Genomic DNA, 25,477 nt, shown 5'->3' with positions numbered 1-25,477 from the left:
GGCAGGCGGGACTTTCGAAACACGCCCTAGGGCTGGGTGAGCCGCCGGGCCAGGTCCCCCAGCAGCTCCGCCACCGCCGAGGGGCCCGGCAGCAACAGGTCGGCGCGATCGGCGAGTTCGGGGACCTCGGTGCCGCTGCACACCAGCAGGCCCGCGACGCCCTGGGTGCGGAGCTTCTCCACCGCGGCGTACGCGGCGAGGTCGCCGAGGTCGTCACCGGCGTACAGCACCACCTCGGCGCCGGCCTCCTGCACGTACTCCTCCAGCGCCACGCCCTTGTCCATGCCCGGCGGGCGCAGCTCCAGGACCAGGCGGCCCGGTTCGACGATCAGGCCGTGGCGGACGGCGAGGGCGGCGAGCGGGGCGCGCAGGACCTCGAAGGCGGCCTGCGGGTCGGCCGCACGGCGGGTGTGCACGGCGACCGCGCGGCCGCCCTTCTCCTCGACCCAGATGCCGCTGTCCGTGCCGGTGCCCGCCTCCTCCAGCACTGCGGGGAGCTCCGCCCGGACGGCCTCCACGCCGGGGTCGGGAGCGGGGGCGTGCACGGTGGCGGTGACGGCGTCCCAGCGTTCGGCGCCGTAGTGCCCGAGGACGACGAGGTGGTCCAGGCCCGGCGCCCCGGCGAAACCGCCGTACCGCACGGCGGTGCCGGCCGGGCGGCCGGTGATCACGGCGACGGCGGCGACCTGGGGCGCGAGCGCGGAGAGGGCCGGGAGGACGGCGGGGTGGGCGCGGGACCGTTCCGGGTCCGGGACGATGTCGGCGAGCGTGCCGTCGAAGTCCAGCGCGACGACCGTACGGGCCGGACGGGCCAGGAGTGCGGCGAGGCCTTCGCGGCCGGCCTGGGTGGACGGGGTCGGGAGGGGATGTGCCGGGTTACCCATGGTCCGAGCGTATCGGTGACCGGGCGGACGGTGGGATCCGCGCCGCGCACGCGACGGACCTGTTCCGCGACGGTCACCCCGAGGCCAGCTGCTCCGCTATCTCCTGGATCCAACCGGAGGTCTTCGCCGGGTCGTCGAGGGTCTCAGCCCATGCTTCCGGATCCAGTTGGTGCTGGGCGGGGCCGGATTTGAGAGCGATGAGCAGGGCCCTGGCGGACTCCCGCATCTCGGCCGTGGTGGCGCCGCTCCCGGAGATGTCGGGGCCCGCGGCCAGGGCGTAGATCTCGCGTGCCATGGCCTGGCGTTCGCCCTTCGACACCTTCTTCCAGAACTTCAGGGCATGCTGCAACGACTCCTTGCGGGAGGCCTCCGCCGGGGTCTCGCCCTCCGGCGCCCAGCGCTCGGGGTGGCGGACCTCCTCGTAGCGCTTCGTGGCGGCGCGCAGTGCCTTGTACATGGTGACGCCGAGGACGAGGCCCGCCCCGGCCCCGGCCAGGCCCCATCCGACCGGGTTGCTCGCCAGCCCGGCCGTTCCCGCCGCGACCGCCGTCACGATGCCGGCCGCGGCCTTGGTGGACTCGCCCCCGCCGCTGAATGTCTCCTTGCCCATCTTGGTGAGTTGCTTCTTCTTCGCGTACCCCTGCACCGTGCTCAGCTTCTCCACGTCCTGCTCGGCGCGCTGGAGGCTCTCGGCGGCGTCACGGGCCTCCCCCATCGCCTCCCAGGCGGCGTCGACGGCCTCGGACACGCACTCCAGCCGTCCCTCGCCCTCGTGCTTCCAGTAGCCGTCCAGCGCGACGTACGCCTCGGCCGCGGCCCAGTTGGCCTGCTCCCGCGCCTCGTTCAGCCGGGCCAGTGACCCCGCGTGGACGAGGTGGGGATCTCCCAGCCCCTTGACCTGCTTGTACTTGCGGGCCGCCCCCCCGACGCGGAAGGCGGACCGCATGCCCTTGATCGCGCCGATGGAAGCGCTGGCGATACCGCTCGCCTCGGACGCCACCGCGGCGTCCGCCGCCTTCTGGATCTTGGTCACCTCCTTGGCGATGGCGGCGCTGTAGCTTCCCGAACCGGCGGCCCCGATGACCGCGTCGGTCCCCTTGGTCTTGGCCTTCTTCTTCGCCGTGTGGTGGCCGGCCCCGGTCTCGTGCTTCTTGGCGTCCTTCATGTTCTTGTACGCGTCCATGCCGCTGACCACCGCGCCGGCGGTCTCCGTGAGGAGGTTCCCCGACGCCGCGGAGGTCCCCGAGGCGGCGGCGGAGTGCTTGAGGCCCTCGTTGGCCGCGACGGTGGCCTGCTGGGTGAAGGCCGCGTTGGTGGGGGTCTGGACACCCTTGATGAACGTGTCGATGGGCTCGAGATTCTTCTTGAACCTGTCGAGGAGCCCGGCGATCCGGTCGCGATAGTTCTTCCTCGCTCCGGCGGACGCGCCGCCGTTCTCCGCCGTTCCCCCTCTCGCGGGGTCCCGGGCGCGCTGTACCGCCGCGGTCGCGGCCCGGTTGCCGGCGCGGGACTGCATCGCGAGGAGGGCGTGCTCCGTCGAGCGTGCGGACGTACCCCCGGCCCGGCTCCCTTCCCGACGCTGCCGGACCGACGCCAGGACGGCTGCGGACTGCTCTGTCGGGGGGCGGTGGACCGAGGTGCTCATGGACGTACCTCTCCTGTGACGGACCGGGCGACGGGAGAGTAGCCAGGCATGACGAACAGGAGGGGTGTGGCGGGGAAAATCCGCGGATCGGCTGCGAGGCGCGGACGAGGCCGTGTTTTTCGGCCCCGTTCCTCAGCGGCGCCCGCGCCTCGCCTCGCGGACCCGGCGCAGGCGGTTCACCGTGACCGGGTCCGCCTCCAGGGCGCGGCGGTCGTCCAGAAGGGCGTTGAGCAGCTGGTAGTAGCGGACCGGCGCGATGCCCAGCTCCTCACGGATCGCCCGCTCCTTCGCTCCGGGCCCCGGCCAGGACCGCCGCTCCAGGGCCAGCACCGCGCGTTCCCGGTCGGAGAGCGGGACGGCGGAGCCGGAGCCGGAGGGGGCGGCGGAGCCGGGGGAGTCGGCGGGGTCAGGGGGGCCGGCGGTCATGTCGACCAACCTACCTACTCCGCGCTCTCCGCCTGGCGGGCCTCGGCCGCGATGCCCACGAGCACGTTCTCCGGGCTGCCGCCGGGCTCGACCGCGGAGCCGATCTTCTCCTTGATCATCTCGCTGGCCTGCGCCCATGAGGTCTTGCCGAACGGGTACAGCTGCGAGTTCGGCAGTGCCGTCAGGAACGGGCGCAGCGACTTGTGCTTGTCATCGGTCTCCATGGCGGCGGACGCGCTCATGGTCACCGGCAGCAGGTCGTACTGGTCGGCGAAGGCCAGCACATTGGCGTCCTGATAGGCGAAGTCGAGGAACTTGCCGATCTCCACCCCGTGGCCGTTCTGCTTGAAGCCCATCATCCAGTCGGCCACGCCCATGGAGCCCTCGGTCGGTCCGTCGACACCGGGCAGCGGGACCATGCCGACCTCGACGCCCTTCTTCTCGGCCTCCTGCATCAGCGTCGGGTGACCGTTGAGCATGCCCACCTCACCCTTGGTGAACGCCTCGAAGGCCTTCGCCCGGTCGAGCTCCTTGGGTGCGACGGGGCCTGTGAGTCCCTTGCCGACGAGGTCGTTCTTCAGCCACTGGAAGGTCTCTATGTTGGCCTGGGAGTCGATGTCGTAGTTCCCGACCTCGTCCGTGTAGCCGCCTCCGCCGCTGAGCATCCACATCAGGGTCTCGGCCTGGGACTCCTCCTGGCCGAGCGGCAGGGCGAAGGGGTAGGTCACGCCGTCCTGCTCGAGCGCGGCGGCGGCGCTCCGGATGTCGTCCCGGGTCTGCGGGGCCCCGAGGTCGGCCTTGGCGAACAGCCCCTTGTTGTAGAAGAGGAGCCGGGTGCTGGCCACGAAGGGGAGGCCGTACAGATTGCCGTCGAGCTCCCCCGCGTCGGTGAGCGAGGGCATGAAGTTGGACTCGGTGCGGATGGAGATCATCTCGTGGGCGGTGTAGAGCTTGTCCGCCTTGGCGTAGTCGGCGTACGCCCCGATCTGCGCGATGTCGGGGGCCTTGCCGGCCTTCACCATCTCGGCGACCTCGCGGTCGACGTCCTTCCAGGAGTAGACGCTGACCTCGACGTCGATGCCGGGGTTCTGCTTCTCGAACTTCTCCGCGACGTCGTCCCAGTACTTCGCGGAGCTGTTCTCCGCACCGGTGCCGTATTCGGCCGCGACCAGCCGGAGCGTGACGTCGTCGCCTCCGGTGTCCGATCCGCACCCCGACAACGTTGCCGTCATACCGAGTGCCGCCACTACCGCGGTCAGACCCACAAAGCGCCGCTGCACAGCCCTGTCCATCCCTAGCTCGTTCGACGCGGGCGCCACCGGTCCGGCGACGGGTCCGCGATCCTGCTTCCCCTCCGAGGAGGTCTACACCACCGGTGCATCGACTCGGCAATCTAGCAGGACCGTTTTGTATGGGTGCCAACACTCCACGATAGTGGACTAGACCTTTTAGGGGTCGTCGGGCGAAACTGTCTCCCGTGAGACACGTCATCGCCCTCGATGTGGGCGGCACAGGAATGAAGGCCGCTCTGGTCGGGGCCGACGGCACCCTGCTCCACGAGGCGCGCCGGGCCACCGGCAGGGACCGCGGCGCCGAGGCCGTCGTGGAGACGATCCTGGGCTTCACCGCCGATCTGTACGCGTACGGCGGGGAGCACCTGGGCGCAGGGGCCGTCGCCGCGGGGGTCGCCGTGCCCGGCATCGTCGACGCGGAGCACGGGATCGCCGTCTACGCCGCCAACCTGGGCTGGCGTGACGTACCGCTGCGGAAGCTGATCGGTGAACGACTCGGCGGCATACCGGTCGCGCTCGGCCACGACGTCCGCACCGGTGGCCTCGCCGAAGGCCGGATCGGCGCGGGCAAGGGCGCGGACCGGTTCCTGTTCGTGCCGCTGGGCACCGGCATCGCCGGCGCCATCGGCATCGCGGGCACCATCGAGGCGGGTGCCCACGGGTACGCGGGCGAGATCGGTCACATCGTGGTCCGGCCGGACGGCCCGGACTGCGGCTGCGGGCAGCGCGGCTGTCTGGAGACCCTCGCCTCGGCCGCCGCGGTCTCCAGGGCCTGGGCCGCCGCGTCCGGTGACCCCGACGCGGACGCCGCCGACTGTGCCGAGGCGGTGGCCGCGGGCGACCCGGCCGCCCTGCGCGTCTGGCAGGACGCCGTCGACGCGCTGGCCGCCGGACTGGTCACCGCGCTCACTCTGCTGGACCCCCGCACGCTCATCATCGGTGGCGGTCTCGCCGAGGCGGGGGAAACCTTGTTCACACCACTGCGTGCGGCTGTCGAGGAACGGGTCACGTTCCAGAAGCTGCCTCTTATCGTCCCGGCGGCCCTCGGGGACACCGCCGGATGCCTGGGCGCAGGGCTGCTCGCCTGGGATCTACTCTTCACGGAGGTATCCGCCTGATGGCCGGACGCGCAGACAGCACAGTTCTCGCAGGTGCCCGGGTGGTGCTCCCCACGGGGACCGTCGAGGACGGCCGGGTGATCGTCGAGGGCACCCGGATCGCCGGCAGCACGCCGGAGGGCGCCCGGACCGTCGACCTCTCGGGCCACTGGCTGGTCCCCGGATTCGTGGACGTGCACAACCACGGCGGCGGTGGCGCGTCCTTCGCCACCGGCACCGCCGAGGACGTGCTGACCGGCGTACGGACACACCGCCGGCACGGCACGACGACCGTCGTCGCCTCCACCGTCACCGGTGAGATGGACTTCCTGGCCCGCCAGGCCGGTCTGCTCTCCGAGCTGGTCGAGCAGGGCGAGCTCGCCGGGATCCACTTCGAGGGCCCCTTCATCTCCCCGTGCCGCAAGGGCGCCCACAGCGAAGGACTGCTCCGCGACCCCGACCCCGCCGAGGTGCGCAAGCTGCTCGACGCGGCCCGCGGCACCGCGAAGATGGTCACCCTCGCGACCGAGCTCCCGGGCGGCATCGAGTCGGTACGGCTGCTCGCCGAACACGGGGTCATCGCCGCCGTCGGGCACACGGACGCGACGTACGAGCAGACCGTCGAGGCGATCGAGGCGGGCGCCACCGTCGCCACGCACCTCTTCAACGCGATGCCTCCCCTCGGTCACCGCGCCCCCGGACCGATCGCGGCCCTCCTGGAGGACGAGCGGGTCACCGTCGAGCTGATCAACGACGGTACGCATCTGCACCCGGCCGCCCTGGAGCTCGCCTACCACCACGCGGGCGCCGACCGGGTCGCGCTGATCACCGACGCGATGGACGCGGCCGGTGCGGACGACGGCTTCTACGAGCTCGGCCCGCTCGCCGTCGAGGTCAAGGACGGTGTCGCACGCCTGGTGGAGGGCGGCTCGATCGCCGGCTCCACCCTCACCCTGGACACCGCGTTCCGCCGGGCCGTGACGGTCGACCGGATCCCCGTCGAGGACGTCGTCCGGTCCATCTCCGCCAACCCGGCCCGCCTCCTGGGCCTGTACGACAGGGTCGGCTCGCTGGAACCGGGCAAGGACGCCGATCTGGTGGTCCTGGACGCGGACTTCGCGCTCAAGGGCGTCATGCGCCGCGGCGCGTGGATCGTAGGTCCTCACCTCGACTGACGGGCCGCGCCCGGCCGACGGCCCGTTGAACACGTAACGAAGAGACGGCGGTTGTCCCGGAGACCTGGGACGACCGCCGCCGCTTTGGCATGATCCCCAGGACGGCGCCGCGGGGAGACGGCGCACGGGAGTGGACTACCAGGGAACCGGGGGCCGGTGCGGGTGATACTGACCGTCACGCTGAACACCGCGCTCGATCTGACGTACGCCGTCCCCGCCCTCGTCCCGCACACCAGCCACCGCGTCGGCGAAGTGACCGAACGCCCCGGCGGCAAGGGCATCAACGTGGCCCGGGTGCTGGCCGCGCTCGGCCACGGCACGGTGGTCACCGGCTTCGCCGGCGGCGCCACCGGTGCCGTCCTGCGCGACCTGCTCGGCGCACTCCCCCACGGCCCCGCCGACGCGCTGGTCACGGTCGCGGGAAACACCCGCCGCACCGTCGCCGTCGTCGACCGCGCCACCGGCGACACCACCCAGCTCAACGAACCCGGCCCGCACATAGGCGCCGGCGAATGGACGGCCTTCCTGCGGACGTACGGGGAACTGCTCCCGGAGGCAGAGGCCGTCGCCCTGTGCGGCAGCCTGCCGCCCGGCATCCACGTCGGCGCGTACGCGGTACTGGTCCGGCTCGCGCGCTCCGCCGGCGTACCCGTCCTCCTGGACACCGCGGGCGAACCCCTGCGCCGCGGCATCGCCGCCCGCCCCGACCTCGTCAAGCCGAACGCCGACGAACTCGCCCAGCTCACCGGCGCCCGTGAACCCCTGCGGGCCACCCGTGACGCCCGCCGCCGGGGCGCGCACAGCGTCGTCGCGTCGCTCGGCGCGGACGGGCTCCTCGCCGTCACCCCCGACGGCATCTGGCGCGCCGCACCCCCGGACCCCGTACGGGGCAACCCGACGGGGGCGGGCGACTCCGCCGTGGCCGGGCTGCTGTCCGCCCTCGCCGAGGGGCTGGGCTGGCGGGACCGGCTGGTCCGCGCGGTGGCCCTGTCGACGGCGACCGTGCTGGCCCCGACGGCCGGCGAGTTCGACCGCACGGCCTACGAGGACCTGCTGGCCCGCGTCACCGTCGCCCAGCAGGCACCGGCGGCCTGAACCGACCGTCCGGGGGCGCCCGGAGAACACCGCGTCCCGGCTCGCTGGGCGATGACCGGGACGACGGTGGTGCTGGACCGAGGCGTATCAGCCCTGGACCTGACCCGACTTCAGCGACAGCTGGTCGAGGTTGGCGTCACAGGAGTCGCCCTCGTTGCACGACAGCATGAGCTTGTTCGAACCCTTCTCGAGCTGGACGTACGCGTACGTCGTCGTCCAGCCCTTCTCCAGGTCACCCTCCGCAGCGTGCGCGAAGTTCTTCATGTTGATGGAGCGGGGGTCCCCGTCGTTGACCGTGAGGGACGTCTTGGCGTCCCTGCCCGGCACGCCGTAGGTCACGTACAGCGTGTACGCGCCGCTCTCCGGGACCTCGACCGTCCAGGTCGCCGACCGGCCGACCTCGTTGAGGCTGATGTATTGCCCGTTGGCGCTCTTGGCGCCCTTGACGGTGTTGTCCAGGGAGGCCGTACCGCCGAGCGTGAGCGTCGCCGCGTCCTGCTTGGGCAGATCCACGGGCTCCTGGGACTCCTCGGCGGATTTCGTCGGCTCCGGGGACTCCTCGACCCCGTCGGCCGGGCCCGCCGACGAACCGGCCTCGGCCTTCTTGCCCTCGCCGTCGTCACCTGTCATCAGCGCGGCACCGATGCCGATGAGCACCACGGCGACCACGGCGACGGCCGCGATCAGCAGCGCCTTGGTGTTGGGTCCGCCACGGCCGGAGCCGCCGTTCCTGCCGCCTCCGCCGTACCCGGCGGACTGGCTCTGTGCGGTGGGCGCGCCGCCCGGGTAGGTCTCCGGCGCCGCGTACTGCGGGTTCGGCTGGCCGTACTGCGGCGGGGGCTGCTGGCCGTAGGCCTGCTGCGGCGGGACCTGCCCGTACTGGCGCTCGCCGACCGTCCGCACCTGGTTGTACGACGTTCTGGGCACGCCGGGCTGCGCGGCCGGGCCGGGGTAGCCGTAACCACTCTGCCCGGGCGGCTGTGCGCCTGCCGCCCGCCCGTCTTCGTACAGATAGCCGAACGGATCGTCGTCCTCGGGCTTGCTCGCGCCGTTGTTTCCGGCCGTCATCCCTGGGTCACTCCTCACCATGTCGCCAGCCGTCGCCGACCGGCCGAGCCTACCCCGAACGGAGCACGCGTCGAATTGCCCTCGGTCCCCGGAAAACCGGGCGGTGTACGGGAAGAGCCGGGGCGTGAACGTCATCCGGCTCTGCGGTGAACCTTCGACCGGGACCGCTTCTCCACGTACATCCGCTGGTCGGCGGAGTGCAGGACCTCTTCCTCGGTCATGCCGCACTCGGCCCAGCCGATACCGAAACTCGCCCCGACCCTGACTGCCCGGCCGTCCACCCGGATGGGCGGAATGATGGCGTTACGCAAGCGTACGGCCAGATCCGCGGCATCTGCCTCCCCGAGACCGTCCGCGAGGACGACGAATTCGTCACCCCCGAGCCGCGCGACGGTGTCACCGTCCCGTACGCAGGTCGTGAGCCGTCGGGCGACCTCGATGAGAACCGCGTCACCCGCGTGGTGCCCGAAGCGGTCGTTGATGGACTTGAAGCCGTCCAGGTCGCAGAAGAGCACCGCCAGCCCCTTGGTCCCGTCGTCGCGCTCCGCGTCGGGCGCCACGATGTGCACATGGTGGTCGTAGGGGCCGCCGCCCGGCACCGCCTCCCCCTCGTAGCCGTCCGCGCGGTAGCCGTGTGCCGAGCTCTCGAGGTCGCCGTACGCCGCGTCCAGCGCCTCTATGGCGGTGGAGGTGACCGCGTGGGGCCGCTCGCACAGCCGCGCGCCGAGCCGGGAGCGCAGTTCGGCACTGTTGGGCAGACCGGTGAGCGCGTCGTGCGAGGCGCGGTGCGCGAGGTGCAGCTCGTTGCGCTTGCGCTCCTCGATGTCCTCGACGTGGGTGAGCAGGAAACGCGGGCCGTCGGTGGTGTCGGCGACGACGGAGTTACGCAGCGACACCCAGAGGTACGTGCCGTCCCTGCGCCCGAGCCGCAGTTCCGCCCGCCCGCCCTCGGCGGACGTGCGGAGCAGGGTGCCGATGTCCTCGGGGTGGACGAGGTCGGCGAAGGAGTAGCGGCGCAGCACGGACGCGGGGCGCCCCAGGAGCCGGCAGAGGGCGTCGTTGGTGCGCAGCAGCCTGCCGTGCTGGTCACCGCCCATTTCGGCGATGGCCATGCCGCTGGGGGCGTACTCGAAGGCCTGGCGGAAGGATTCCTCACTGGCCCGCAGCGCCTGCTGTTCGCGCTCGAGCCTGACCAGGGCGCGCTGCATGTTTGCTCGGAGCCGGGCGTTACTGATCGCAATCGCGGCCTGGGAGGCGTACATCTGGAGGGCCTCACGGCCCCAGGCGCCGGGGCGGCGGCCGTTGCGCGGCCCGTCGACCGAGAGGACCCCCAGGAGGTCCAGACCTCCGCCGGAGGCGTACATGGGGGCGTAGAGGCGGTCCAAGGGGTGCCACTCGTCCTCGAAGCGGGGCTCCGGCCCCTCGGTGTGCCACTGCGGTACGTCGTCGTCGAGGAGCACCCAGCCCTCGGTGTGCGGTATGAACCGGAGCCCGTCCCAGGCCTCACCCATGGACAGCCTGCGCTCCCATGCCTCCCGGGAGCCGACACGGCCGGTGATCAGGGCTTCCGCGGCGCTGTTGCCGGCGAACGCGGCGACCACGAGATCGCCGTCGGGCCGTACGAGGTTGACGCAGCCCAGTTCGTAACCGAGCCCGCTGACGATGCCGTCGGCCACGGACTGCAGCGTGTCCGCCAGGCTCCGCGCCGTGTTGAGATCAGCGACGGCCTGGTGCAACTGCCGCATGGTCGCAAGGCGGACGTACGGCTCCGACTCGGCCTCCATTGCTCGCACTCCCTGAGACCTCGACAGCAACTCCAGGTTTCATATCGACGTACTTGTTGCACTGTCACGGCCACTGAATCACAGTGAGCTGTGCACCCGGTACACAGGGTCAACAAATATTGCTCTCTGTGACTCAAGTCACAACAGAAGGTGAGGGGTGCTCACGACCCCTCCTGAGGCCGCTGTTGTTTCCGGAAAGCAAAGCGGTGCACATGGGTTCCGGAGTCCTAGGACCTGACTGGTCCTCCGGCCCGATGCGGCCCCGCACCACGCGGCGCTAGCGTGCCCGGTGTGTTGCAGAAGACTTCCCGCACCCCGCGCCCGGGGGAAACCGTTCCCCACTCCGTCCCGCATGCTGAAGGGGTGAGCAACGACGAGTTCCGTGCCGCCCTGTCCCGCCTGGCCGCGGGCGTGGTGCTGATCACCGCCCAGGAACCGCCGCTCGACGCGCACGGCCGGGGCGAGGACGTCGGGATGACGGCGACCGCCTTCATGTCGGTCTCGCTCGATCCGCCGCTGGTCATGGTGAGCCTGCGCAACGACTCACGGATGGACGACCTGCTCGCCGAGCAGCCCCTGTGGGCCGTGTCGGTACTGACGGAGGGCCAGCGGCAGATCGCCGGGCGGTTCGCCATGAAGGGCCGGATCAGTGACCGGCTGCTGTTCGCGGACATCCCCTGCACACGGGGCGAGGTCACGGGTGCACAGCTGATCGGCGGTGCGCTGGCCACCCTGGAGTGCCGCACGGAACAGCGCGTCCTGGCCGGCGACCACACCCTGGTCATCGGCCGGGTGCTGACGGCGTCGCTGCCGAGCGCGGACGGCGAGCCCCTGACGTACTTCAAGGGCCGCTACCGGCAGCTGGGCTGACCGCGCCCCCGCCGTGGCCCGGCGGGCTCCTACCAGTCGCGGCCGGAGCGCCCGCGCTTCGTGTCGCCCCGCTGCTTCTTCTCCCGCAGTCGGCGCTCGTTGATACCGCGCGGGATCTTCTTCTTGAGGCGCGGCTTGGGCGGCGGCGCCGTGGCCTCCGCCAGGAGCGCGGCGAGCCGCACGGCGGCCGTCTCGCGGTTGCGCCACTGGGAGCGGTGCTCCGAGGCGCGCACGGACACGACACCGCCGACGAGCCGGCCTGCCAGCCGCTCCAGGGCCCGGGTCTTCCACACCTCGGGCAGGGATTCGGTCGCCGCGAGGTCGAAGCGGAGCTCCACCTGGGAGTCGCTCGTGTTGACGTGCTGCCCACCGGGTCCGGAGGACCGCGAGAAACGCCACATGAGTTCGGCCTCCGGCAGGGAGACCGAACCGCGGATGACATAGGGCCCGGACATGGCACCCATGTTCCCCGGCCCACCGGCCGTTCGTCACCTTGTTTTGCGAGCGTTCGTCCAGAAGTTCGGCAAAGAAAGTAAAGCGGGCAGGAACCTCGTGGTCTCTTGTCTGCGTTAGGACGGGTGACGGTAGCTTTCGTGATGGCACGAAGCCCGCACATGACGAGGAAAGGGACTTCCCATGGCTGTAAGCCTGTCCAAGGGCGGCAACGTCTCGCTCACCAAGGAGGCCCCGGGCCTGACCGCCGTCACGGTCGGCCTCGGCTGGGACGTCCGCACCACCACCGGCACCGACTTCGACCTCGACGCCTCGGCGATCGCGGTCAACCCGGCCGGCAAGGTCTACTCCGACGGCCACTTCGTCTTCTTCAACAACAAGGCGACGCCGGACCAGACCATCGTCCACACCGGTGACAACATCACGGGCCAGGGCGAGGGCGACGACGAGCAGATCAACGTCAACCTCGCGGGCCTCCCGGCGGACATCGACAAGATCGTCTTCCCGGTCTCCATCTACGACGCCGAGGCTCGCAGCCAGAACTTCGGCCAGGTGCGGAACGCCTTCATCCGCATCATCAACCAGGCCGGCGGCACCGAGATCGCCCGCTACGACCTGAGCGAGGACGCCGCCACCGAGACCGCCATGGTCTTCGGCGAGCTCTACCGCAACGGTGCCGAGTGGAAGTTCCGCGCGGTCGGTCAGGGTTACGCCTCGGGCCTGCGCGGCATCGCGCAGGACTTCGGCGTCAACCTCTGACGTACCGACTTCCCACGGGAGCCCCCGGCCTACCTCAGCCGGGGGCTCCCGTGCGCCGTCGGCCGGTCCACGCCGCCGATGCCGGGGACACGCGCCGAGCCCCGGGACGCACGGCAGTACGGCAGCGCCGGCACCTGCCTACCTGGTGACGGCCGCGACACCCGCCGCGGCGAACTCCTCGTCGAGGCCGCCGCTGGGCGCCCCCGCGACGCCGATGCCCGCCACCGGGGCGCCCTCGGCCCGCACGGGCGAGCCACCCGCCAGGAACAGGGTGCCCGGGATGTTTTGCAGGTTCGGGGCCTGCTCCAGACGCTCGACCAGTTCGGAGGTGGGCGCGTTCCAGGAGACGGCGGTGTACGCCTTCTTCACCGCGGACTCGGGGGACTGCGGGCCCGCTCCGTCGCCGCGCAGGGTCACGAGGGTGTTGCCGTCACGGTCGACGACGGCCACCGAGACGCGCTGGTTCTCCTTCTTGGCGGCGTCCAGGGCGGCCTGAGCGGCCTTGGTGGCGGCGGCTGCGCCGAACGGCGCGGGGCACTCACGCGGCATGACACCATCGAACCGTGCTCGACATCGGCTACTCCCTCTCCCGGCGCTTCCCGGACCCCCCGCAGACCGACTACCGCCGTGCGGACGTCCACGCCCTGCGGCACGACCTGTTCTCCGGGGACGTCTACCTCGCCGACACCAAGGCCGACCGCGAGGTGTCCACAGCCTGGGGATGGGTCCCCGTGCTCGACTTCGCGTGGGCGCTCTGCGACATCGTCGAGCAGATCGACCGCGACCCCAGGGGCAACCGCTCGCACCGCCAGCAGTACGCCGAACTCGACTTCACCGAATCGTCCGACCGCATGCTCTTCGAGCGCCGCTTCGGCTGGGTGGACGTCGAGGCCGACTGGATGCCCGGCGACGAGCCCCCGCTCACCTTCAGCCACTCCCTGCTGCGCCGCGAGGCCCGCGATTTCCTGCACGACCTGATCGCCGACCTCGCCGACATGCACGAAGGCCTCGCCGACAACCCCATCATCTGGGACCTCCAGGCCCGCTTCCCCCGCCTCTGACTGCGCCGGAGGCACGCCGTCGCTACGCCTCCACCCGCACCCCGATCTGCGCCGCGAACGCCGGAGCCAGCTCCATCAGCTGGGAGGGGCTGATCACCGCCCCCGACAGCCGCTCCACACCTCGCGCGATGTCGAGCTCGGCGACCGTCCGCAGGTCGACGGACTCCATCCGCACCGCACTGAAGTCGGCCCGCTTCAGCACACAGTCCCGGAACTCCACCCGGACCAGCTGCGCCTCCGCGAAGTCCGGCTCCGACAGCACACACCCCTCGAACACGACGTCCTTGAGCCGTGCCGTGCGCAGATTCAGGTAATCGATCTTCCCGCCCCGCACGAGCACCCGCTCGAGCACCGCACCATGGAGCTGTACCCCGCCCAGCCGCGCGTCGATGATCTCCACATCCCGCAGCGACGCCCCCGCGAGATCGGTGCCCACCCCCCGCACCCCCGTCAGCACCGAGTCGACGAACCTGGCCCGCACCAGCTCCGCCCGGTCCAGAGCGCAGCCGCGCAGCTCGCAGTCCATGAAACGCGCCCCAGGACCCGATGCGTCGGCCAGGTCCGTCTCCGCGAACCGCACACCGTCGTAATCCCCGTCGGGCTCCAGGCCCTCCCCGTCGTACACCGCGAGGGACGGCAGCCGGACCTCCGGCCGCCGCGCCACCGCCACCCCGTCCTTCGTGCCCCCGCCCCTGCTGCTCCTGTTGCCTGTGCGTGCCATGCCCCCCATCGTGACGCACACCACTGACAACGCCCCGGCCCGGTGTCACAGAACCCTCCGGCCGAACCGTCCTCCGTGCAGAAGCGCCCACCGCAAGGAGACTCAGCCATGCAGCGCATCCACATCGTCGGCGGCGGCCTCGCCGGGCTGACCGCCGCCATCACCGCCGCCGAGTCCCGGGCCCCGGTCACCCTCCACGAGGCCCACCACACCCTCGGCGGACGGGCCAGGACCTCCGAGGGCCCCTACCTCACCAACGAGGGACCGCACGCTCTGTACCGCCGAGGACCGCACTGGACCTGGCTCGGACAGCGCGGGCTCCTCGGCCCGATCGCCTCCGTACCACCCCGCGAAGGCACCCGCTTCCTCTTCCACCGCGATGGCGCCCTGCGCAGGACCCCACCCCTCGCCATGCTGCGCCTCGCCCGCCGCAGCACCCGATCGGCCCCCGTCGACTGCGACTTCCTCAGCTGGGCCACCGGCCGGGCCGGTGCGGCGGGCGCCCGCGCGGCGGCGCACTACATGGGCGTGGCCCTCTTCCACCACGACCCGGGTTCGCTGTCCGCCGCTTTCGTCCAGGAACGGCTCCGCCGCGCCACCGCGCTGCCCCCCGAAGCCCGCTACCCGGTCGGCGGCTGGGCGCAGCTCGTCGACCGGATGGCCTCACGGGCCTGGAATCTCGGCGTACGCATCGAAACCGACGCACGCATCGGCCCCCGCGACCTGGCCGGTCTCCGACGCGGCGGCCCGGTGATCGTCGCCACCCATCTGGACTCCGCCCGCGCCCTGCTGGAGGACCCCGCCCTGACCTGGGACAGCGGCCGGACCGCCCTGCTCGACCTGGCCCTGAAGACCCGGCGCGGCGACCCGTTCATCGTCTGCGACCTCGACGCCCCCGGCTGGATCGAACGGTTCACCGCCCAGGACCCGACCCTCGCCCCGGCGGGCGAACAGCTCGTCCAGGCCCAGATCCCCCTCGCCCCCGGTGCCTCGCGTGCCGACGCGGTCCGCCGCGCCGAGGACCTGCTGGACCTCGGCTTCCCCGGCTGGCGCGACCGCACCACCTGGCGCCGTGAAGCGCTCGCGTCCGGCCGCACCGGCGCCGTCGACAGGCCCGGCACCACGTGGCGCGACCGGCCCGCCGTCGACCGCGGCGACGGCGTCCTGCTCGCGGGCGACCAGGTCGCCGCCCCGGGTCTCCTCAGCGAGGTCGCGTTCAACAGCGGCATCGAGGCGGCGGCCCTGGCGATGAAGCTCCTCGGCAGGACCGCACAGGACCTCCCCCGCACAGCGGGGACTCCTTGACCTCAGGCCGCCCCGAGCTCCGCCAGCGCCCCGTCCGTCAGCCGGTACACCGTCCACCCGTCCTGCGGCCGCGCACCCAGCGACTCGTAGAACGCGATGGACGGGGCGTTCCAGTCCAGCACCGACCATTCCAGGCGCCCGTACCCGCGCTCCACACAGATCCGCGCCAGCTCCGTCAGCAGGGCCTTCCCGTAGCCGCCGCCGCGCCGCTCGGGGCGCACGTACAGATCCTCCAGGTACACGCCGTGCACCCCGCGCCACGTCGAGAAGTTGAGGAACCACAGCGCGAACCCGACCACGGCACCGTCGTCGTCCGACACCGCGACATGCGCGTACGCGGCGGGCCGCTCGCCGAACAGGGCTTCGCGCAGCTGCTCCTCGGTGGCGTTCGCCTCGTCGAGGGCCTTCTCGTACTCGGCGAGTTCGCGGACCATGGCATGGATCTCGGGGACATCCTGGGCAGTGGCGGTACGAATCATGGGCGCAGCCTAGGTGTATTGATCACGAGCGTTGTTGACAGTCTCGGGTCTTGAACATGGCGAAGACCTCCGATGTGGTGGAGCTGTCTAGGAACACACCACATGGAGGTCTTCGTGTCCCACCGTAATGCCCGGCTGACGGTCTTCGGGAGGCGTCTGCTGGTCGAACGTGTCGCATTGGGTCGTCCGGTCGCGCACGTCGCCGCTGAGATGGGAATCTCACGGGCCCGCCGGCGCGGGTAACGCGGCGGCGAACTCCTGCCCCGCAGCCCCCTTGTGCCTCTCCAGATGCACGACCAGGTCATCCGGAACGTCGGTCACCCCGCGAGCGTAGAGGTAACGTCCCTCCAGCGACTGGGCTGCACACGGACAAGCAGGGGAAACATGAACACCGTCAGTACCGTCAACGGCGGCATATCGTTCTGGTACGCGAACGAAGGCACCCCCACCCCACGCGAACCCCTGCCCGGTGACGCCGGCGCCGACGTCTGCATCGTCGGTGGCGGCTACACCGGCCTCTGGACGGCGTACTACCTCAAGAAGGCCGTCCCCTTCCTCAACATCACCGTCCTGGAAGCCAAGTTCTGCGGTTACGGCGCCTCCGGCCGCAACGGCGGCTGGCTCTACAACGGCATCGCGGGCCGCGACCGCTACGCCGAGCTCCACGGCCACGACGCCGCCGTCCGCCTTCAGAAGGCCATGAACGACACCGTCGGCGAGGTCATCCGCGTCGCCGCCGAAGAGGACATCGACGCCGACATCCACCACGGCGGCGTCCTCGAAGTCGCCCACACCCCCTCCCAGTTCGCCCGGCTCAAGGACTTCCACTCCGTCGAGATCGCCTTCGGCGAGACCGACCGCGTCCTGCGCGGCGCGCGCGAGACCGCCGAGCGCGTCCGCGTCTCCGGGGCCGTCGGCTCCAGCTGGACCCCGCACGGCGCGCGCCTGCACCCCGCCAAGCTGGTGACGGGCCTCGCCGACACCGTCGAAGCCCTCGGCGTCACGATCCACGAGTCGACACCCGTCACCGAGATCAGACCCAAACACGCCGTCACCCCGTACGGCACGGTCCGAGCCCCCTACGTCCTGCGCTGTACCGAGGGCTTCACGGCGGGCCTCAAGGGCCAGAAGCGCACCTGGCTCCCCATGAACTCCTCCATGATCGTCACCGAGCCCCTCACCGAGGCCCTCTGGGACACCATCGGCTGGGACGGCCGCGAGACCCTCGGCGACATGGCCCACGCCTACATGTACGCCCAGCGCACCGCCGACGACCGCATCGCCCTGGGCGGTCGCGGTGTCCCCTACCGCTACGGTTCGGCCACCGACCACGACGGGCGCACCCAGCCCGCCACCATCGAGGCCCTGCGCGACCTGCTCGTGCGCTTCTTCCCCACCACTGCGGGCACCCGCATCGACCATGCCTGGTCCGGCGTGCTCGGCGTCCCCCGCGACTGGTGCGCCACCGTCACCCTGGACCGCAGCACCGGCCTCGGCTGGGCCGGCGGCTACGTCGGCTCCGGCGTCGCCACCTCCAACCTCGCCGCCCGCACCCTGCGCGACCTGATCCAGCAGGACTCCGGACAAGCCGGCCCCACCGACCTCACGGCCCTGCCCTGGGTCGACCACAGGGTCCGCCGATGGGAACCCGAACCCTTCCGCTGGCTCGGCGTCCACACCCTCTACGCCGCCTACCGCACGGCGGACCGCCGCGAAGCCGCCTCACCCCGCCTCGGCACGGACCGCCTCGCGAAGGCGGCGAACCGCATCGCGGGCCGGCACTGACCGGGCCGCCCGCGGTACGCGGCCGTACGCCGTACCGCGGGCGACCCCGCTCTGGCGGGCCGTACGCCGACGGCCCCGCTCAGGCGGGCCGTACCCCGCGGGCAAGCCCGCTCAGGCGGCCTCCTCCGCATCCCCCGCCGCTCCCCGCGGCCCCCGGTCGCGGTGGATCGGCGCCGCCGAACCCGTGAGTGGAGCGCCCGTCCCACCGCGACGGGCCGCGACGATCTCCGCCACGATGGACAGCGCGGTCTCCTCCGGCGTACGGGCACCGATGTCCAGGCCGATCGGCGACCTGAGCCGGGCCAGCTCGTGATCGCGCAGGCCCGCGTCCCGCAACCTGCGCTCACGATCCGTATGGGTGCGGCGGGAGCCCATCGCCCCGACGAACGCGACCGGCATCCGCAACGCCAGCTCCAGCAGCGGGATGTCGAACCTGGCGTCGTGGGTGAGCACACACAGAACCGTGCGCCCGTCGGTCTCCGTCCCCCGCAGATAGCGGTGCGGCCAGTCCACGACCACCTCGTCGGCCTCGGGAAAACGGGCCCGCGTGGTGAAGACCGGACGGGCGTCGCACACCGTGACGTGGTACCCGAGGAACTTGCCCGCCCGCACGAGCGCCGCGGCGAAGTCGATCGCACCGAACACGATCATCCGCGGCGGCGGCACGTTCGACTCGACCAGGAGGGTGAGCCCACCCGGGCAGTTCGTCCCGTCCTCCGCGAGCTCCACCGTGCCCGTACGTCCGGCGTCCAGCATCGCCCGCGCCTCCGCCGCCGCCGTCCGGTCCAGCTCCGCGAAACCGTCCCCGTACGACCCCTCGAACGACCCGTCGGCATGCGCCAGAAGAGCCCGGCCCAGCAGCCCGGGCGGCCCCCCGACGACCCGGGCCAGCGCCACCGGTCCGCCCGAGGCGGCGGCCGACAGCGCCGACGCGACCACCTCCCGGACAGCCGACCGCACACCGACCGGCGTGACCATCACCTCGATCACCCCACCGCAGGTCAACCCGACCGCGAAAGCGTCCTCATCGCTGTAACCGAAGCGCTCGACGACGGTCCCGCCGTCCTCCAGGGCTTGCACGCACAGGTCGTACACCGCCCCTTCCACACAGCCGCCGGACACCGAACCGATCACCGTGCCCCGGCCGTCGACGGCGAGCGCCGCACCCGGACCGCGCGGCGCGCTGCCCCCGACCGACACCACGGTGGCCACGGCGAACTCCCGGCCCTCCTCGCACCAGCGGACCAGCTCACCGGCGATGTCAAACATGCAAGCCGGCCATCAGGACACGGTCGGGCCGGATCGGCAGACTGCGATGACGCACACCCGTCGCGTGCCAGACCGCGTTGGCGATCGCCGCCGCGGCGCCCACGATGCCGATCTCCCCGATCCCTTTGATCCCGACCGGGTCGTCCGGATCCGGATCGTCCACCCAGTCCGCCTCCACCAGCGGCACATCGGCGTTCGTGGCGACGTGATACCCCGCCAGGTCGGCACCGTAGAGCGCACCGGTGTTCCGGTCCCTGACCGCCTCCTCGTGCAAGGCCATCGAGATCCCCCAGATCATGCCCCCGGTGAACTGACCACGCGCCGTCAGCGGATTCACGATCCGGCCGGCGGCGAAGACACCGAGCATGCGCCGCACCCGCACCTCCCCCGTGGACACGTCCACCGCGACCTCGGCGAACTGCGCCCCGAAGGAATGCCTCTCCTTCTGCGCGAGCGCCCCGACGGCCTCCGTGGTGTCCGACCGTACGGTGACGCCCTCCAGCGGAATCCCGTCACCCAGGGCGAGCCGCTCCCGCAGCTCGTCGGCAGCGGCCGTCACCGCCCACGACCACGACCGGGTGCCCATCGAACCGCCGGCGATCACCGCCGGCCCGAAGTCGCTGTCCCCGATCCGCACACGCACCCGGCCGGCCGGCACCCGCAAGGCGTCGGCAGCGACCAGCGTGAGCGCCGTACGCGCCCCGGTCCCGATGTCCGCCGCACTGATCCGCACGGTGAACGTACCGTCCGCCTCCGCGGTCACGGCGGCCGTGGACGGCGCCGCCCCGGCGAAGAACGAAGCCGCCGCCGTCCCCGTACCGATCAGCCAGCGCCCCTCCCGGCGGACACCCGGCCGCGGATCACGGTCCGCCCAGCCGAACCTGCGGGCCCCCTCCCGGAAACAGGCGGGCAGATTACGCGTACTGAACGGCAGCCCCGAGACCGGACCCCGCTCCGGCTCGTTCCGCAGACGCAGCTCGATCGGGTCGAGACCGCACTTCTCTGCGAGTTCGTCGAGCGCCGACTCCAGGGCGAACGACCCCGGCGCCTCACCGGGAGCCCGCATGAACGTCGGACTCGGCACATCCAGCCGCACCACCCGGTTGGCGGTGTGGTGGGCCGGCGCGTCATACATCACCCGCGCCGGGCCCGCCCCCGACTCGATGAACTCATGCACCGTCGAGGTGAGGCTCAGACACCGGTGTTCCAGCGCACGCAACCGCCCCTCGGCATCCGCACCGAGCCGGATCCGCTGCGTCGTCGGACTCCGGTAACCCGCCAGCGAGAACGTCTGACGGCGCGTCATCACAACACGGACCGGCCGCGACAGCACCGTCGCCGCCATCACCGCCGCCACCTGGTGCGCCCGGACACCCTTGCTGCCGAAGCCGCCGCCCACATGCTCCGAACGCACCCGCACCGAAGCCGGATCCAGCGAGAAGAGACTCGCCAGCTCGCTCGCCACCCACACCGTGCCCTGGTTGGAGTCCACGACCTCCAGCCGGCCGCCCTCCCACAACGCCGTCGCCGCATGCGGCTCCATGGAGCTGTGATGCTCCTCCGGCGTCGTGTACTCCGCGTCCAGCACCACGGCGGACCCGGCCAGCTCCGCCTCCAGGTCCCCCTTCCCGGTCACCCCGGGCCCAGCGGGACCCGCCACGGCCGACGCCTCCGGGTGCTCCCCGGTGAAGACGACGTCGTGCGGCTCCTCCTCGTACCGCACCACCAGCGCCTCGGCCGCCTCCCTGGCCTGCTCCGACGTCTCCGCGACGACCAGCGCCACCGGCCAGCCCGCGTGCGGCACCCGGTCGTGCTGGAACACCGCGATGGTCGGGTCCGGCGGCATCCCCAGCATCCCTACGTAATCGGTGTCGACCCGGGGGGCGTTCCCGTGGTGCAGGACGGCGAGGACACCCGGCATCTCCAGGACTGCGGCCGCCTCCACCGAACGGACACGGCCCCGCGTGATCGTCGACAGGACCAGCCAGCCGTAGGCCAGTTCGGCGAAGGGGACCTCACCCGCGTAACGCGCCGCGCCGGTGACCTTGTCCCGGCCCTCCACCCGCGTGTGCGCCGTACCCACGGCGTTCGCCACCGTCGTCCCGGTCGTGGTCGTGGTCGTGGTCATCGGGCGGCCTCCTCGGCGAGTTCGCTCAGCATGGCGACGACGAGGTTGCGCATCAGTGTCACCTTGTATCCGTTGTGCGGCAGCGGCCGGGCCGCCGCCAGTTCGACGTCGGCGGCGGCCACGAAAGCCGCGGCATCCGCCGGCCCGCCGGTCAGAGCCGCCTCGGCCGCACGGGCCCGCCACGGCCGCGAGGCGACCGCCCCGAACGCCAGACGCACCTCGTGCACGGTGCCCTCCCGGACGTCCAGCGCCGCGGCGACCGACCCGATCGCGAAGGCGAACGAGGCCCGCTCACGCACCTTGCGGTAACGGGAGACGGCAGCCACCGGAGCCGGCGGCAACGTGACCCCGGTGATCAGCGCACCCTGCGGCAGGGCGGTCTCCCGGTGCGGGGTATCGCCCACCGGCAGATAGAAGTCCGCCAGGGACAGCTCCCCCGGCCCTTCGACGCTCTCGTAGGACACCACCGCGTCGAAGGCCGTCAGCGCCACCCCCATGTCGGAGGGATGCGTGGCCACACAGTGGCCGGACGCGCCCAGGACCGCATGGTTGTGGTGCTCGCCCTCGATCGCCGGGCAACCGCTGCCGGGGACGCGCTTGTTGCACGGCTTCGACACATCGGCGAAGTAACCGCAGCGGGTGCGCTGCAGCAGATTCCCGCCGACGGTGGCCATGTTGCGCAGCTGCCCCGAAGCACCCGCCAGCACCGCCTGGGCCAGCGCCGGAAAGCGCCGGCGCACTTCGGGGTGCGCCGCGAGATCGCTGTTGGTGACGGTGGCCCCGATGCTCAGCCCGCCGTCCCCGGTCATTTCGATCCGGTCCAGGGGCAGTTCGCGTACGTCGACGAGCCGGCCGGGCCGCTCGACACCCGTCTTCATCAGGTCGACGAGATTGGTACCCCCACCCAGGAACCGGGCGTCCTCGTCCGCGTCGAGCAGCGCGAGGGCACCGGAGACATCCGTCGCACGCGCGTATCCGAGCTCCTTCACGCCGCCGCCCCCTCGTGCGCCGAGGACCGGCCGCCGTCCACGGCACGGGCGGCCGCATCGGCCTCTGCCGCGCGGGCCACCGCCTGCACGATGGACACGTACGCACCGCAACGGCACAAGTTCCCGCTCATCCGCTCCCGGATCTCCTCGGCCGTCAAGGGCGGTGGCCCCGCCTCCGGCCGTACATCGTCGGTGGCCGCGCTGGGCCAGCCGGCGGCATGTTCCTCGATCACCGCAACGGCCGAACAGATCTGACCGGGCGTGCAATAGCCGCACTGATAACCGTCCAGGTCGAGGAACGCCTGCTGCACGGGGTGCAGTTCATCGCCCTCGGCGATGCCCTCGATGGTGGTGACCTCCCGGCCTTCGGCGGCCACCGCCAGCTGCAGACAGGCCACGGACCTGCGCCCGTCCAGCAGGACGGTGCAGGCACCGCACTGCCCCTGGTCGCAGCCCTTCTTGGTACCGGTCAGATCGAGGCGCTCCCGCAGGGCGTCCAGCAGGGTCGTGCGGTGGTCGACGGTCAGCGAGTGCTTCTCGCCGTTGACGTGCAAGGTGATGGCGCTGTGCGTCGACGAGGGCGCTTGGGCCATGATCAGCCTTCTTTCGCATTCCCGAACCGGATCGGGAAGCCGGTCCGGCGGGCAGAGGAGACAAAAGACGCGGATATAGGTCGGAGAGGGATCCGGCACGGGTCGGCAGGTGGGGGATGACGCCGCGCACGGCGTCGGGGGCCGGAGGCATACGGACGCCTCGGAGAAAAGAGGGCCGGTGTCGGTCGCCAGCTGTCCGTCCCGGCCGCCCACCGCTAAGGTGAACCTAAACGGACAACTGTCCGTTCACCGGAAAACGTAGTGGACAGCTGTCCACTTAGGCAAGGGCTGGAATCAGCCACGGCCCGCGAGGAGGACGAGTGCGGCAGAAGAAGGACGCCCCTCTGCGCTCGGACGCGCAGCGCAACCGCGAGAGCATCCTGGAGGTCGCCCTCGCGGAACTGACACGTTGCGCGGACGTCCCCCTCAGCGTGATCGCCAGGAAGGCCGGCGTCGGCCAGGGCACGCTCTACCGCAACTTCCCCAGCCGCGAATCCCTCGTCCTGGAGATCTACCGCCACGAGATGCAGCAGGTCGCCGACGCCGCCACCGACCTGATCCGGACCCACCCCCCCGACCGCGCCCTGCGCGAGTGGATGGACCACCTGGCCCGGTTCGCCATGGCCAAGGCCGGCCTGGCCGCCGCCATCCGCCAGGCCACCAGCACACCGGGCGGCCCGGCCAGACCGGGCCACACCCCGGTCACCTCGGCGGCCGAAACCCTGCTCCGCGCCAACGAGGAGGCCGGCACCATCCGCCCCGGAGTCACCGCGGACGACTTCCTCCTCGCCATCGCCGGTCTCTGGCAACTGCCCCCCGACGGCGACTGGCACCCCCGCGCCACCCGCCTCCTGGACCTGGTCATGGACGGCCTCCGCGCGGGGGCACCCCCCACCCGCTGACCCCCGGCCCGGGGCCTGCCACACCACGCCACCGCTCGAACACCACCGTCGCCGGGCAGCAGAAAACCCCGGCCCACACGTGGTGCGGTCCGGGGTCCCATGGAGCCCCCTGTCGGATTCGAACCGACGACCTACGCATTACAAGTGCGTTGCTCTGGCCGGACTGAGCTAAGGAGGCGTGCGGGAGAAGTGTAACCAACGCCGGGACCGGAACCTGCTCGATATTCGCAGCCTCGGACTACTGACAGAACCGAGAACGGCAGGTAGCGTCACCTCAGGTTCACTCCAGTGGACCACACCACTCCCTTACTCGGATCGTCCGGCACGTTCCTGCCGGTGGAGGAGAAGAATCGTCATGGCCAGTGTCACGTTCGACAAGGCGTCCCGCGTCTACCCCGGCTCCACGAAGCCGGCTGTGGACCAGCTCGAGATCGACATCGCGGACGGCGAGTTCCTCGTCCTCGTCGGTCCTTCCGGTTGTGGCAAGTCGACCTCCCTGCGCATGCTCGCGGGTCTCGAGGACGTCAACGGCGGTGCGATCCGCATCGGTGACCGCGACGTCACGCACCTGCCCCCGAAGGACCGGGACATCGCCATGGTGTTCCAGAACTACGCGCTCTACCCGCACATGTCCGTCGCGGACAACATGGGCTTCGCGCTGAAGATCGCCGGGATCAACAAGACGGAGATCCGGGCGAAGGTCGAAGAGGCCGCCAAGATGCTGGACCTCACCGACTACCTGGACCGGAAGCCCAAGGCGCTCTCCGGTGGTCAGCGTCAGCGTGTGGCGATGGGCCGCGCCATCGTGCGTGAGCCGCAGGTCTTCCTCATGGACGAGCCGCTGTCGAACCTCGACGCCAAGCTCCGCGTGTCGACGCGTACGCAGATCGCCTCGCTGCAGCGCCGTCTCGGCATCACCACCGTGTACGTCACCCACGACCAGGTCGAGGCCCTCACCATGGGTGACCGCGTCGCGGTCCTCAAGGACGGTCTGCTCCAGCAGGTCGACTCGCCGCGCAACATGTACGACCGCCCGGCGAACCTCTTCGTGGCCGGCTTCATCGGCTCCCCGGCGATGAACCTCGTCGAGGTCCCGATCACCGACGGTGGCGTGAAGTTCGGCAACAGCGTCGTCCCGGTCTCCCGTGCGGCGCTCTCCGCCGCCGCCGACCGCGGTGACCGCACCGTCACGGTCGGCATCCGCCCCGAGCACTTCGACATCGTCGAGCACGGCGGCGCCGCCGCGACCGGCCTCTCCAAGGCCTCCTCCGACGCCCCGGCCGGTCTGGCCGTCTCCGTCAACGTCGTCGAGGAGCTCGGCGCCGACGGTTTCGTCTACGGTGCCGCGCAGGTCGGCGGGGAGCACAAGGACCTGGTCGTCCGCGTCGGCGGCCGCGCCGTCCCCGAGAAGGGCACGGAGCTGCACGTCGTGCCGCGCCCGGACGAGCTGCACGTCTTCGCCACGTCGACCGGTGAGCGCCTGACCGCCTGAACCGTCCGAACCGCCTGATCCGCACGACCCAGCCGCCACGGCCCCGCGTTCCCTTCGAGGACGCGGGGCCGTCCGCGTGTCACGGGGCGGATCGGGTTTCGGATCCGGTGGACGCCGAACCCCTTGGTACACCGGCCGATTCGCCCCCACCCGTCAACACGTAAATCGAAAGGCGCACTCGAACCATCCCTCACAGGGGTGACGA

Annotated in this window: 23 protein-coding genes, 1 tRNA gene and 2 pseudogenes; 11 read left to right on the top strand and 15 right to left on the bottom strand. The window is 71.5% G+C overall.

All coding sequences use genetic code 11. The features are described 5' to 3' along the window. Nucleotides 1-26: 26 nt before the first annotated feature. The 4 genes from otsB to ACFYSH_RS00720 all read right to left on the bottom strand — a co-directional run bounded on the left by otsB (nt 27) and on the right by ACFYSH_RS00720 (nt 4,247). Complete coding sequence (otsB, locus tag ACFYSH_RS00735; protein ID WP_388750022.1) at nt 27-884, bottom strand: trehalose-phosphatase; 858 nt, start codon at nt 882-884, stop codon at nt 27-29. A gap of 73 nt (nt 885-957) precedes the next feature. Beyond that, entirely contained in the window at nt 958-2,529 is a 1,572-nt protein-coding gene (locus ACFYSH_RS00730) for a hypothetical protein (RefSeq protein WP_388750019.1), read from the bottom strand. A 132-nt stretch (nt 2,530-2,661) separates the two neighbouring features. Beyond that, complete coding sequence (locus ACFYSH_RS00725; protein ID WP_388750016.1) at nt 2,662-2,955, bottom strand: DUF3263 domain-containing protein; 294 nt, start codon at nt 2,953-2,955, stop codon at nt 2,662-2,664. Nucleotides 2,956-2,969: 14 nt separating this feature from the next. Next, complete coding sequence (locus ACFYSH_RS00720; protein ID WP_359479061.1) at nt 2,970-4,247, bottom strand: extracellular solute-binding protein; 1,278 nt, start codon at nt 4,245-4,247, stop codon at nt 2,970-2,972. A 224-nt stretch (nt 4,248-4,471) separates the two neighbouring features. Between ACFYSH_RS00720 and ACFYSH_RS00715 the strand changes: the two genes are divergently transcribed. The 3 genes from ACFYSH_RS00715 to ACFYSH_RS00705 all read left to right on the top strand — a co-directional run bounded on the left by ACFYSH_RS00715 (nt 4,472) and on the right by ACFYSH_RS00705 (nt 7,614). Further along, nucleotides 4,472-5,365 (top strand): ROK family protein, encoded by an 894-nt coding sequence (locus tag ACFYSH_RS00715; protein WP_388750826.1) that lies wholly within the window; start codon nt 4,472-4,474, stop codon nt 5,363-5,365. Further along, complete coding sequence (gene nagA, locus ACFYSH_RS00710) at nt 5,365-6,519, top strand: N-acetylglucosamine-6-phosphate deacetylase (protein WP_388750012.1); 1,155 nt, start codon at nt 5,365-5,367, stop codon at nt 6,517-6,519. The genes ACFYSH_RS00715 and nagA overlap by 1 nt, the downstream gene beginning before the upstream one ends. A 162-nt stretch (nt 6,520-6,681) precedes the next feature. Next, a complete protein-coding gene (locus ACFYSH_RS00705) occupies nt 6,682-7,614 on the top strand; it encodes a 1-phosphofructokinase family hexose kinase (protein ID WP_388750824.1) in 933 nt (310 codons plus the stop codon). Between the two features lie 87 nt (nt 7,615-7,701). Here ACFYSH_RS00705 and ACFYSH_RS00700 read toward each other — a convergent pair whose 3' ends face one another. Then, on the bottom strand, nt 7,702-8,682 hold the full coding sequence (locus tag ACFYSH_RS00700; protein ID WP_388750009.1) for a carbohydrate-binding protein: 981 nt from the start codon (nt 8,680-8,682) through the stop codon (nt 7,702-7,704). Nucleotides 8,683-8,813: 131 nt separating this feature from the next. Continuing rightward, a complete protein-coding gene (cdgB, locus tag ACFYSH_RS00695) occupies nt 8,814-10,466 on the bottom strand; it encodes a diguanylate cyclase CdgB (RefSeq protein WP_359479048.1) in 1,653 nt (550 codons plus the stop codon). A 363-nt stretch (nt 10,467-10,829) separates the two neighbouring features. Here cdgB and ACFYSH_RS00690 point away from each other — a divergent pair, with 363 nt between their 5' ends. Beyond that, entirely contained in the window at nt 10,830-11,336 is a 507-nt protein-coding gene (locus tag ACFYSH_RS00690; protein ID WP_359479045.1) for a flavin reductase family protein, read from the top strand. Nucleotides 11,337-11,365: 29 nt separating this feature from the next. On the opposite strand, the gene arfB is transcribed toward ACFYSH_RS00690, so the two are convergent. Further along, nucleotides 11,366-11,800: an alternative ribosome rescue aminoacyl-tRNA hydrolase ArfB gene (arfB, locus tag ACFYSH_RS00685; RefSeq protein WP_359479042.1), complete on the bottom strand. Its 435-nt coding sequence runs from the start codon at nt 11,798-11,800 to the stop codon at nt 11,366-11,368. A gap of 172 nt (nt 11,801-11,972) precedes the next feature. On the opposite strand from arfB, the gene ACFYSH_RS00680 reads away from it, so the two are divergent. Then, a complete protein-coding gene (locus ACFYSH_RS00680; protein WP_359479039.1) occupies nt 11,973-12,548 on the top strand; it encodes a TerD family protein in 576 nt (191 codons plus the stop codon). Nucleotides 12,549-12,686: 138 nt separating this feature from the next. Here the strand turns inward: ACFYSH_RS00680 and ACFYSH_RS00675 are convergent. Then, nucleotides 12,687-13,064: pseudogene (locus ACFYSH_RS00675) on the bottom strand (heme-binding protein); the annotation flags it as partial. A 47-nt stretch (nt 13,065-13,111) separates the two neighbouring features. On the opposite strand from ACFYSH_RS00675, the gene ACFYSH_RS00670 reads away from it, so the two are divergent. Beyond that, entirely contained in the window at nt 13,112-13,609 is a 498-nt protein-coding gene (locus ACFYSH_RS00670) for a hypothetical protein (protein ID WP_359479036.1), read from the top strand. A 22-nt stretch (nt 13,610-13,631) separates the two neighbouring features. Here ACFYSH_RS00670 and ACFYSH_RS00665 read toward each other — a convergent pair whose 3' ends face one another. Beyond that, nucleotides 13,632-14,339 carry a pentapeptide repeat-containing protein gene (locus ACFYSH_RS00665; protein WP_359479033.1) on the bottom strand — a complete coding sequence of 236 codons (708 nt, stop codon included), beginning with the start codon at nt 14,337-14,339 and terminating at the stop codon, nt 13,632-13,634. A gap of 99 nt (nt 14,340-14,438) precedes the next feature. Between ACFYSH_RS00665 and ACFYSH_RS00660 the strand changes: the two genes are divergently transcribed. Continuing rightward, on the top strand, nt 14,439-15,635 hold the full coding sequence (locus ACFYSH_RS00660; protein WP_388750003.1) for an NAD(P)-binding protein: 1,197 nt from the start codon (nt 14,439-14,441) through the stop codon (nt 15,633-15,635). A gap of 2 nt (nt 15,636-15,637) precedes the next feature. Here the strand turns inward: ACFYSH_RS00660 and ACFYSH_RS00655 are convergent, their stop codons facing one another. Continuing rightward, nucleotides 15,638-16,114: a GNAT family N-acetyltransferase gene (locus ACFYSH_RS00655; RefSeq protein WP_359479027.1), complete on the bottom strand. Its 477-nt coding sequence runs from the start codon at nt 16,112-16,114 to the stop codon at nt 15,638-15,640. Nucleotides 16,115-16,228: 114 nt separating this feature from the next. On the opposite strand from ACFYSH_RS00655, the pseudogene ACFYSH_RS00650 reads away from it, so the two are divergent. Both ACFYSH_RS00650 and ACFYSH_RS00645 read left to right on the top strand, forming a co-directional pair. Beyond that, nucleotides 16,229-16,339, top strand: a pseudogene (locus ACFYSH_RS00650) (IS481 family transposase); the annotation flags it as partial. 159 nt (nt 16,340-16,498) lie between these two features. Beyond that, nucleotides 16,499-17,899: an NAD(P)/FAD-dependent oxidoreductase gene (locus tag ACFYSH_RS00645; protein ID WP_388750000.1), complete on the top strand. Its 1,401-nt coding sequence runs from the start codon at nt 16,499-16,501 to the stop codon at nt 17,897-17,899. Nucleotides 17,900-18,010: 111 nt separating this feature from the next. Here the strand turns inward: ACFYSH_RS00645 and ACFYSH_RS00640 are convergent, their stop codons facing one another. Genes ACFYSH_RS00640 through ACFYSH_RS00625 form a run of 4 tightly spaced genes read right to left on the bottom strand, consistent with a single transcriptional unit; the run spans nt 18,011 to nt 22,878 of the window. Beyond that, nucleotides 18,011-19,168: an XdhC family protein gene (locus ACFYSH_RS00640; protein WP_388749997.1), complete on the bottom strand. Its 1,158-nt coding sequence runs from the start codon at nt 19,166-19,168 to the stop codon at nt 18,011-18,013. After that, nucleotides 19,161-21,296 (bottom strand): xanthine dehydrogenase family protein molybdopterin-binding subunit, encoded by a 2,136-nt coding sequence (locus ACFYSH_RS00635; protein WP_388749994.1) that lies wholly within the window; start codon nt 21,294-21,296, stop codon nt 19,161-19,163. The genes ACFYSH_RS00640 and ACFYSH_RS00635 overlap by 8 nt, the downstream gene beginning before the upstream one ends. After that, nucleotides 21,293-22,285: an FAD binding domain-containing protein gene (locus ACFYSH_RS00630; RefSeq protein ID WP_388749991.1), complete on the bottom strand. Its 993-nt coding sequence runs from the start codon at nt 22,283-22,285 to the stop codon at nt 21,293-21,295. The genes ACFYSH_RS00635 and ACFYSH_RS00630 overlap by 4 nt, the downstream gene beginning before the upstream one ends. After that, nucleotides 22,282-22,878, bottom strand: coding sequence for a 2Fe-2S iron-sulfur cluster-binding protein (locus ACFYSH_RS00625; protein WP_359467673.1), 597 nt, complete (start codon nt 22,876-22,878; stop codon nt 22,282-22,284). Before ACFYSH_RS00625 ends, ACFYSH_RS00630 begins: the two co-directional genes overlap by 4 nt. A 320-nt stretch (nt 22,879-23,198) precedes the next feature. On the opposite strand from ACFYSH_RS00625, the gene ACFYSH_RS00620 reads away from it, so the two are divergent. Next, on the top strand, nt 23,199-23,780 hold the full coding sequence (locus ACFYSH_RS00620) for a TetR/AcrR family transcriptional regulator (RefSeq protein WP_359467670.1): 582 nt from the start codon (nt 23,199-23,201) through the stop codon (nt 23,778-23,780). Between the two features lie 100 nt (nt 23,781-23,880). On the opposite strand, the gene ACFYSH_RS00615 is transcribed toward ACFYSH_RS00620, so the two are convergent. Further along, a tRNA-Thr gene (locus tag ACFYSH_RS00615) sits at nt 23,881-23,958 on the bottom strand. A gap of 177 nt (nt 23,959-24,135) precedes the next feature. Here ACFYSH_RS00615 and ACFYSH_RS00610 point away from each other — a divergent pair. Then, a complete protein-coding gene (locus ACFYSH_RS00610; protein WP_359467667.1) occupies nt 24,136-25,272 on the top strand; it encodes a sn-glycerol-3-phosphate ABC transporter ATP-binding protein UgpC in 1,137 nt (378 codons plus the stop codon). Nucleotides 25,273-25,477 lie beyond the last annotated feature (205 nt).

The organism is Streptomyces sp. NPDC005791 (genome assembly GCF_042871485.1).
In the GTDB taxonomy this organism is placed as follows: Bacteria; Actinomycetota; Actinomycetes; order Streptomycetales; family Streptomycetaceae; genus Streptomyces.
Note: the sequence above shows the minus strand (reverse complement) of the source record. Positions and strands in the feature narration are given on the sequence as shown.

Bases quoted from the DNA above. Each gene is read 5' to 3' on its own strand.
- otsB (WP_388750022.1), bottom strand. From the start codon at position 884: ATGGGTAACCCGGCACATCCCCTCCCGACCCCGTCCACCCAGGCCGGC.
- ACFYSH_RS00730 (WP_388750019.1), bottom strand. From the start codon at position 2,529: ATGAGCACCTCGGTCCACCGCCCCCCGACAGAGCAGTCCGCAGCCGTC.
- ACFYSH_RS00725 (WP_388750016.1), bottom strand. From the start codon at position 2,955: ATGACCGCCGGCCCCCCTGACCCCGCCGACTCCCCCGGCTCCGCCGCC.
- ACFYSH_RS00720 (WP_359479061.1), bottom strand. From the start codon at position 4,247: ATGGACAGGGCTGTGCAGCGGCGCTTTGTGGGTCTGACCGCGGTAGTG.
- ACFYSH_RS00715 (WP_388750826.1), top strand. From the start codon at position 4,472: ATGAAGGCCGCTCTGGTCGGGGCCGACGGCACCCTGCTCCACGAGGCG.
- nagA (WP_388750012.1), top strand. From the start codon at position 5,365: ATGGCCGGACGCGCAGACAGCACAGTTCTCGCAGGTGCCCGGGTGGTG.
- ACFYSH_RS00700 (WP_388750009.1), bottom strand. From the start codon at position 8,682: ATGACGGCCGGAAACAACGGCGCGAGCAAGCCCGAGGACGACGATCCG.
- cdgB (WP_359479048.1), bottom strand. From the start codon at position 10,466: ATGGAGGCCGAGTCGGAGCCGTACGTCCGCCTTGCGACCATGCGGCAG.
- arfB (WP_359479042.1), bottom strand. From the start codon at position 11,800: ATGGGTGCCATGTCCGGGCCCTATGTCATCCGCGGTTCGGTCTCCCTG.
- ACFYSH_RS00680 (WP_359479039.1), top strand. From the start codon at position 11,973: ATGGCTGTAAGCCTGTCCAAGGGCGGCAACGTCTCGCTCACCAAGGAG.
- ACFYSH_RS00665 (WP_359479033.1), bottom strand. From the start codon at position 14,339: ATGGGGGGCATGGCACGCACAGGCAACAGGAGCAGCAGGGGCGGGGGC.
- ACFYSH_RS00660 (WP_388750003.1), top strand. From the start codon at position 14,439: ATGCAGCGCATCCACATCGTCGGCGGCGGCCTCGCCGGGCTGACCGCC.
- ACFYSH_RS00655 (WP_359479027.1), bottom strand. From the start codon at position 16,114: ATGATTCGTACCGCCACTGCCCAGGATGTCCCCGAGATCCATGCCATG.
- ACFYSH_RS00645 (WP_388750000.1), top strand. From the start codon at position 16,499: ATGAACACCGTCAGTACCGTCAACGGCGGCATATCGTTCTGGTACGCG.
- ACFYSH_RS00640 (WP_388749997.1), bottom strand. From the start codon at position 19,168: ATGTTTGACATCGCCGGTGAGCTGGTCCGCTGGTGCGAGGAGGGCCGG.
- ACFYSH_RS00635 (WP_388749994.1), bottom strand. From the start codon at position 21,296: ATGACCACGACCACGACCACGACCGGGACGACGGTGGCGAACGCCGTG.
- ACFYSH_RS00625 (WP_359467673.1), bottom strand. From the start codon at position 22,878: ATGGCCCAAGCGCCCTCGTCGACGCACAGCGCCATCACCTTGCACGTC.
- ACFYSH_RS00610 (WP_359467667.1), top strand. From the start codon at position 24,136: ATGGCCAGTGTCACGTTCGACAAGGCGTCCCGCGTCTACCCCGGCTCC.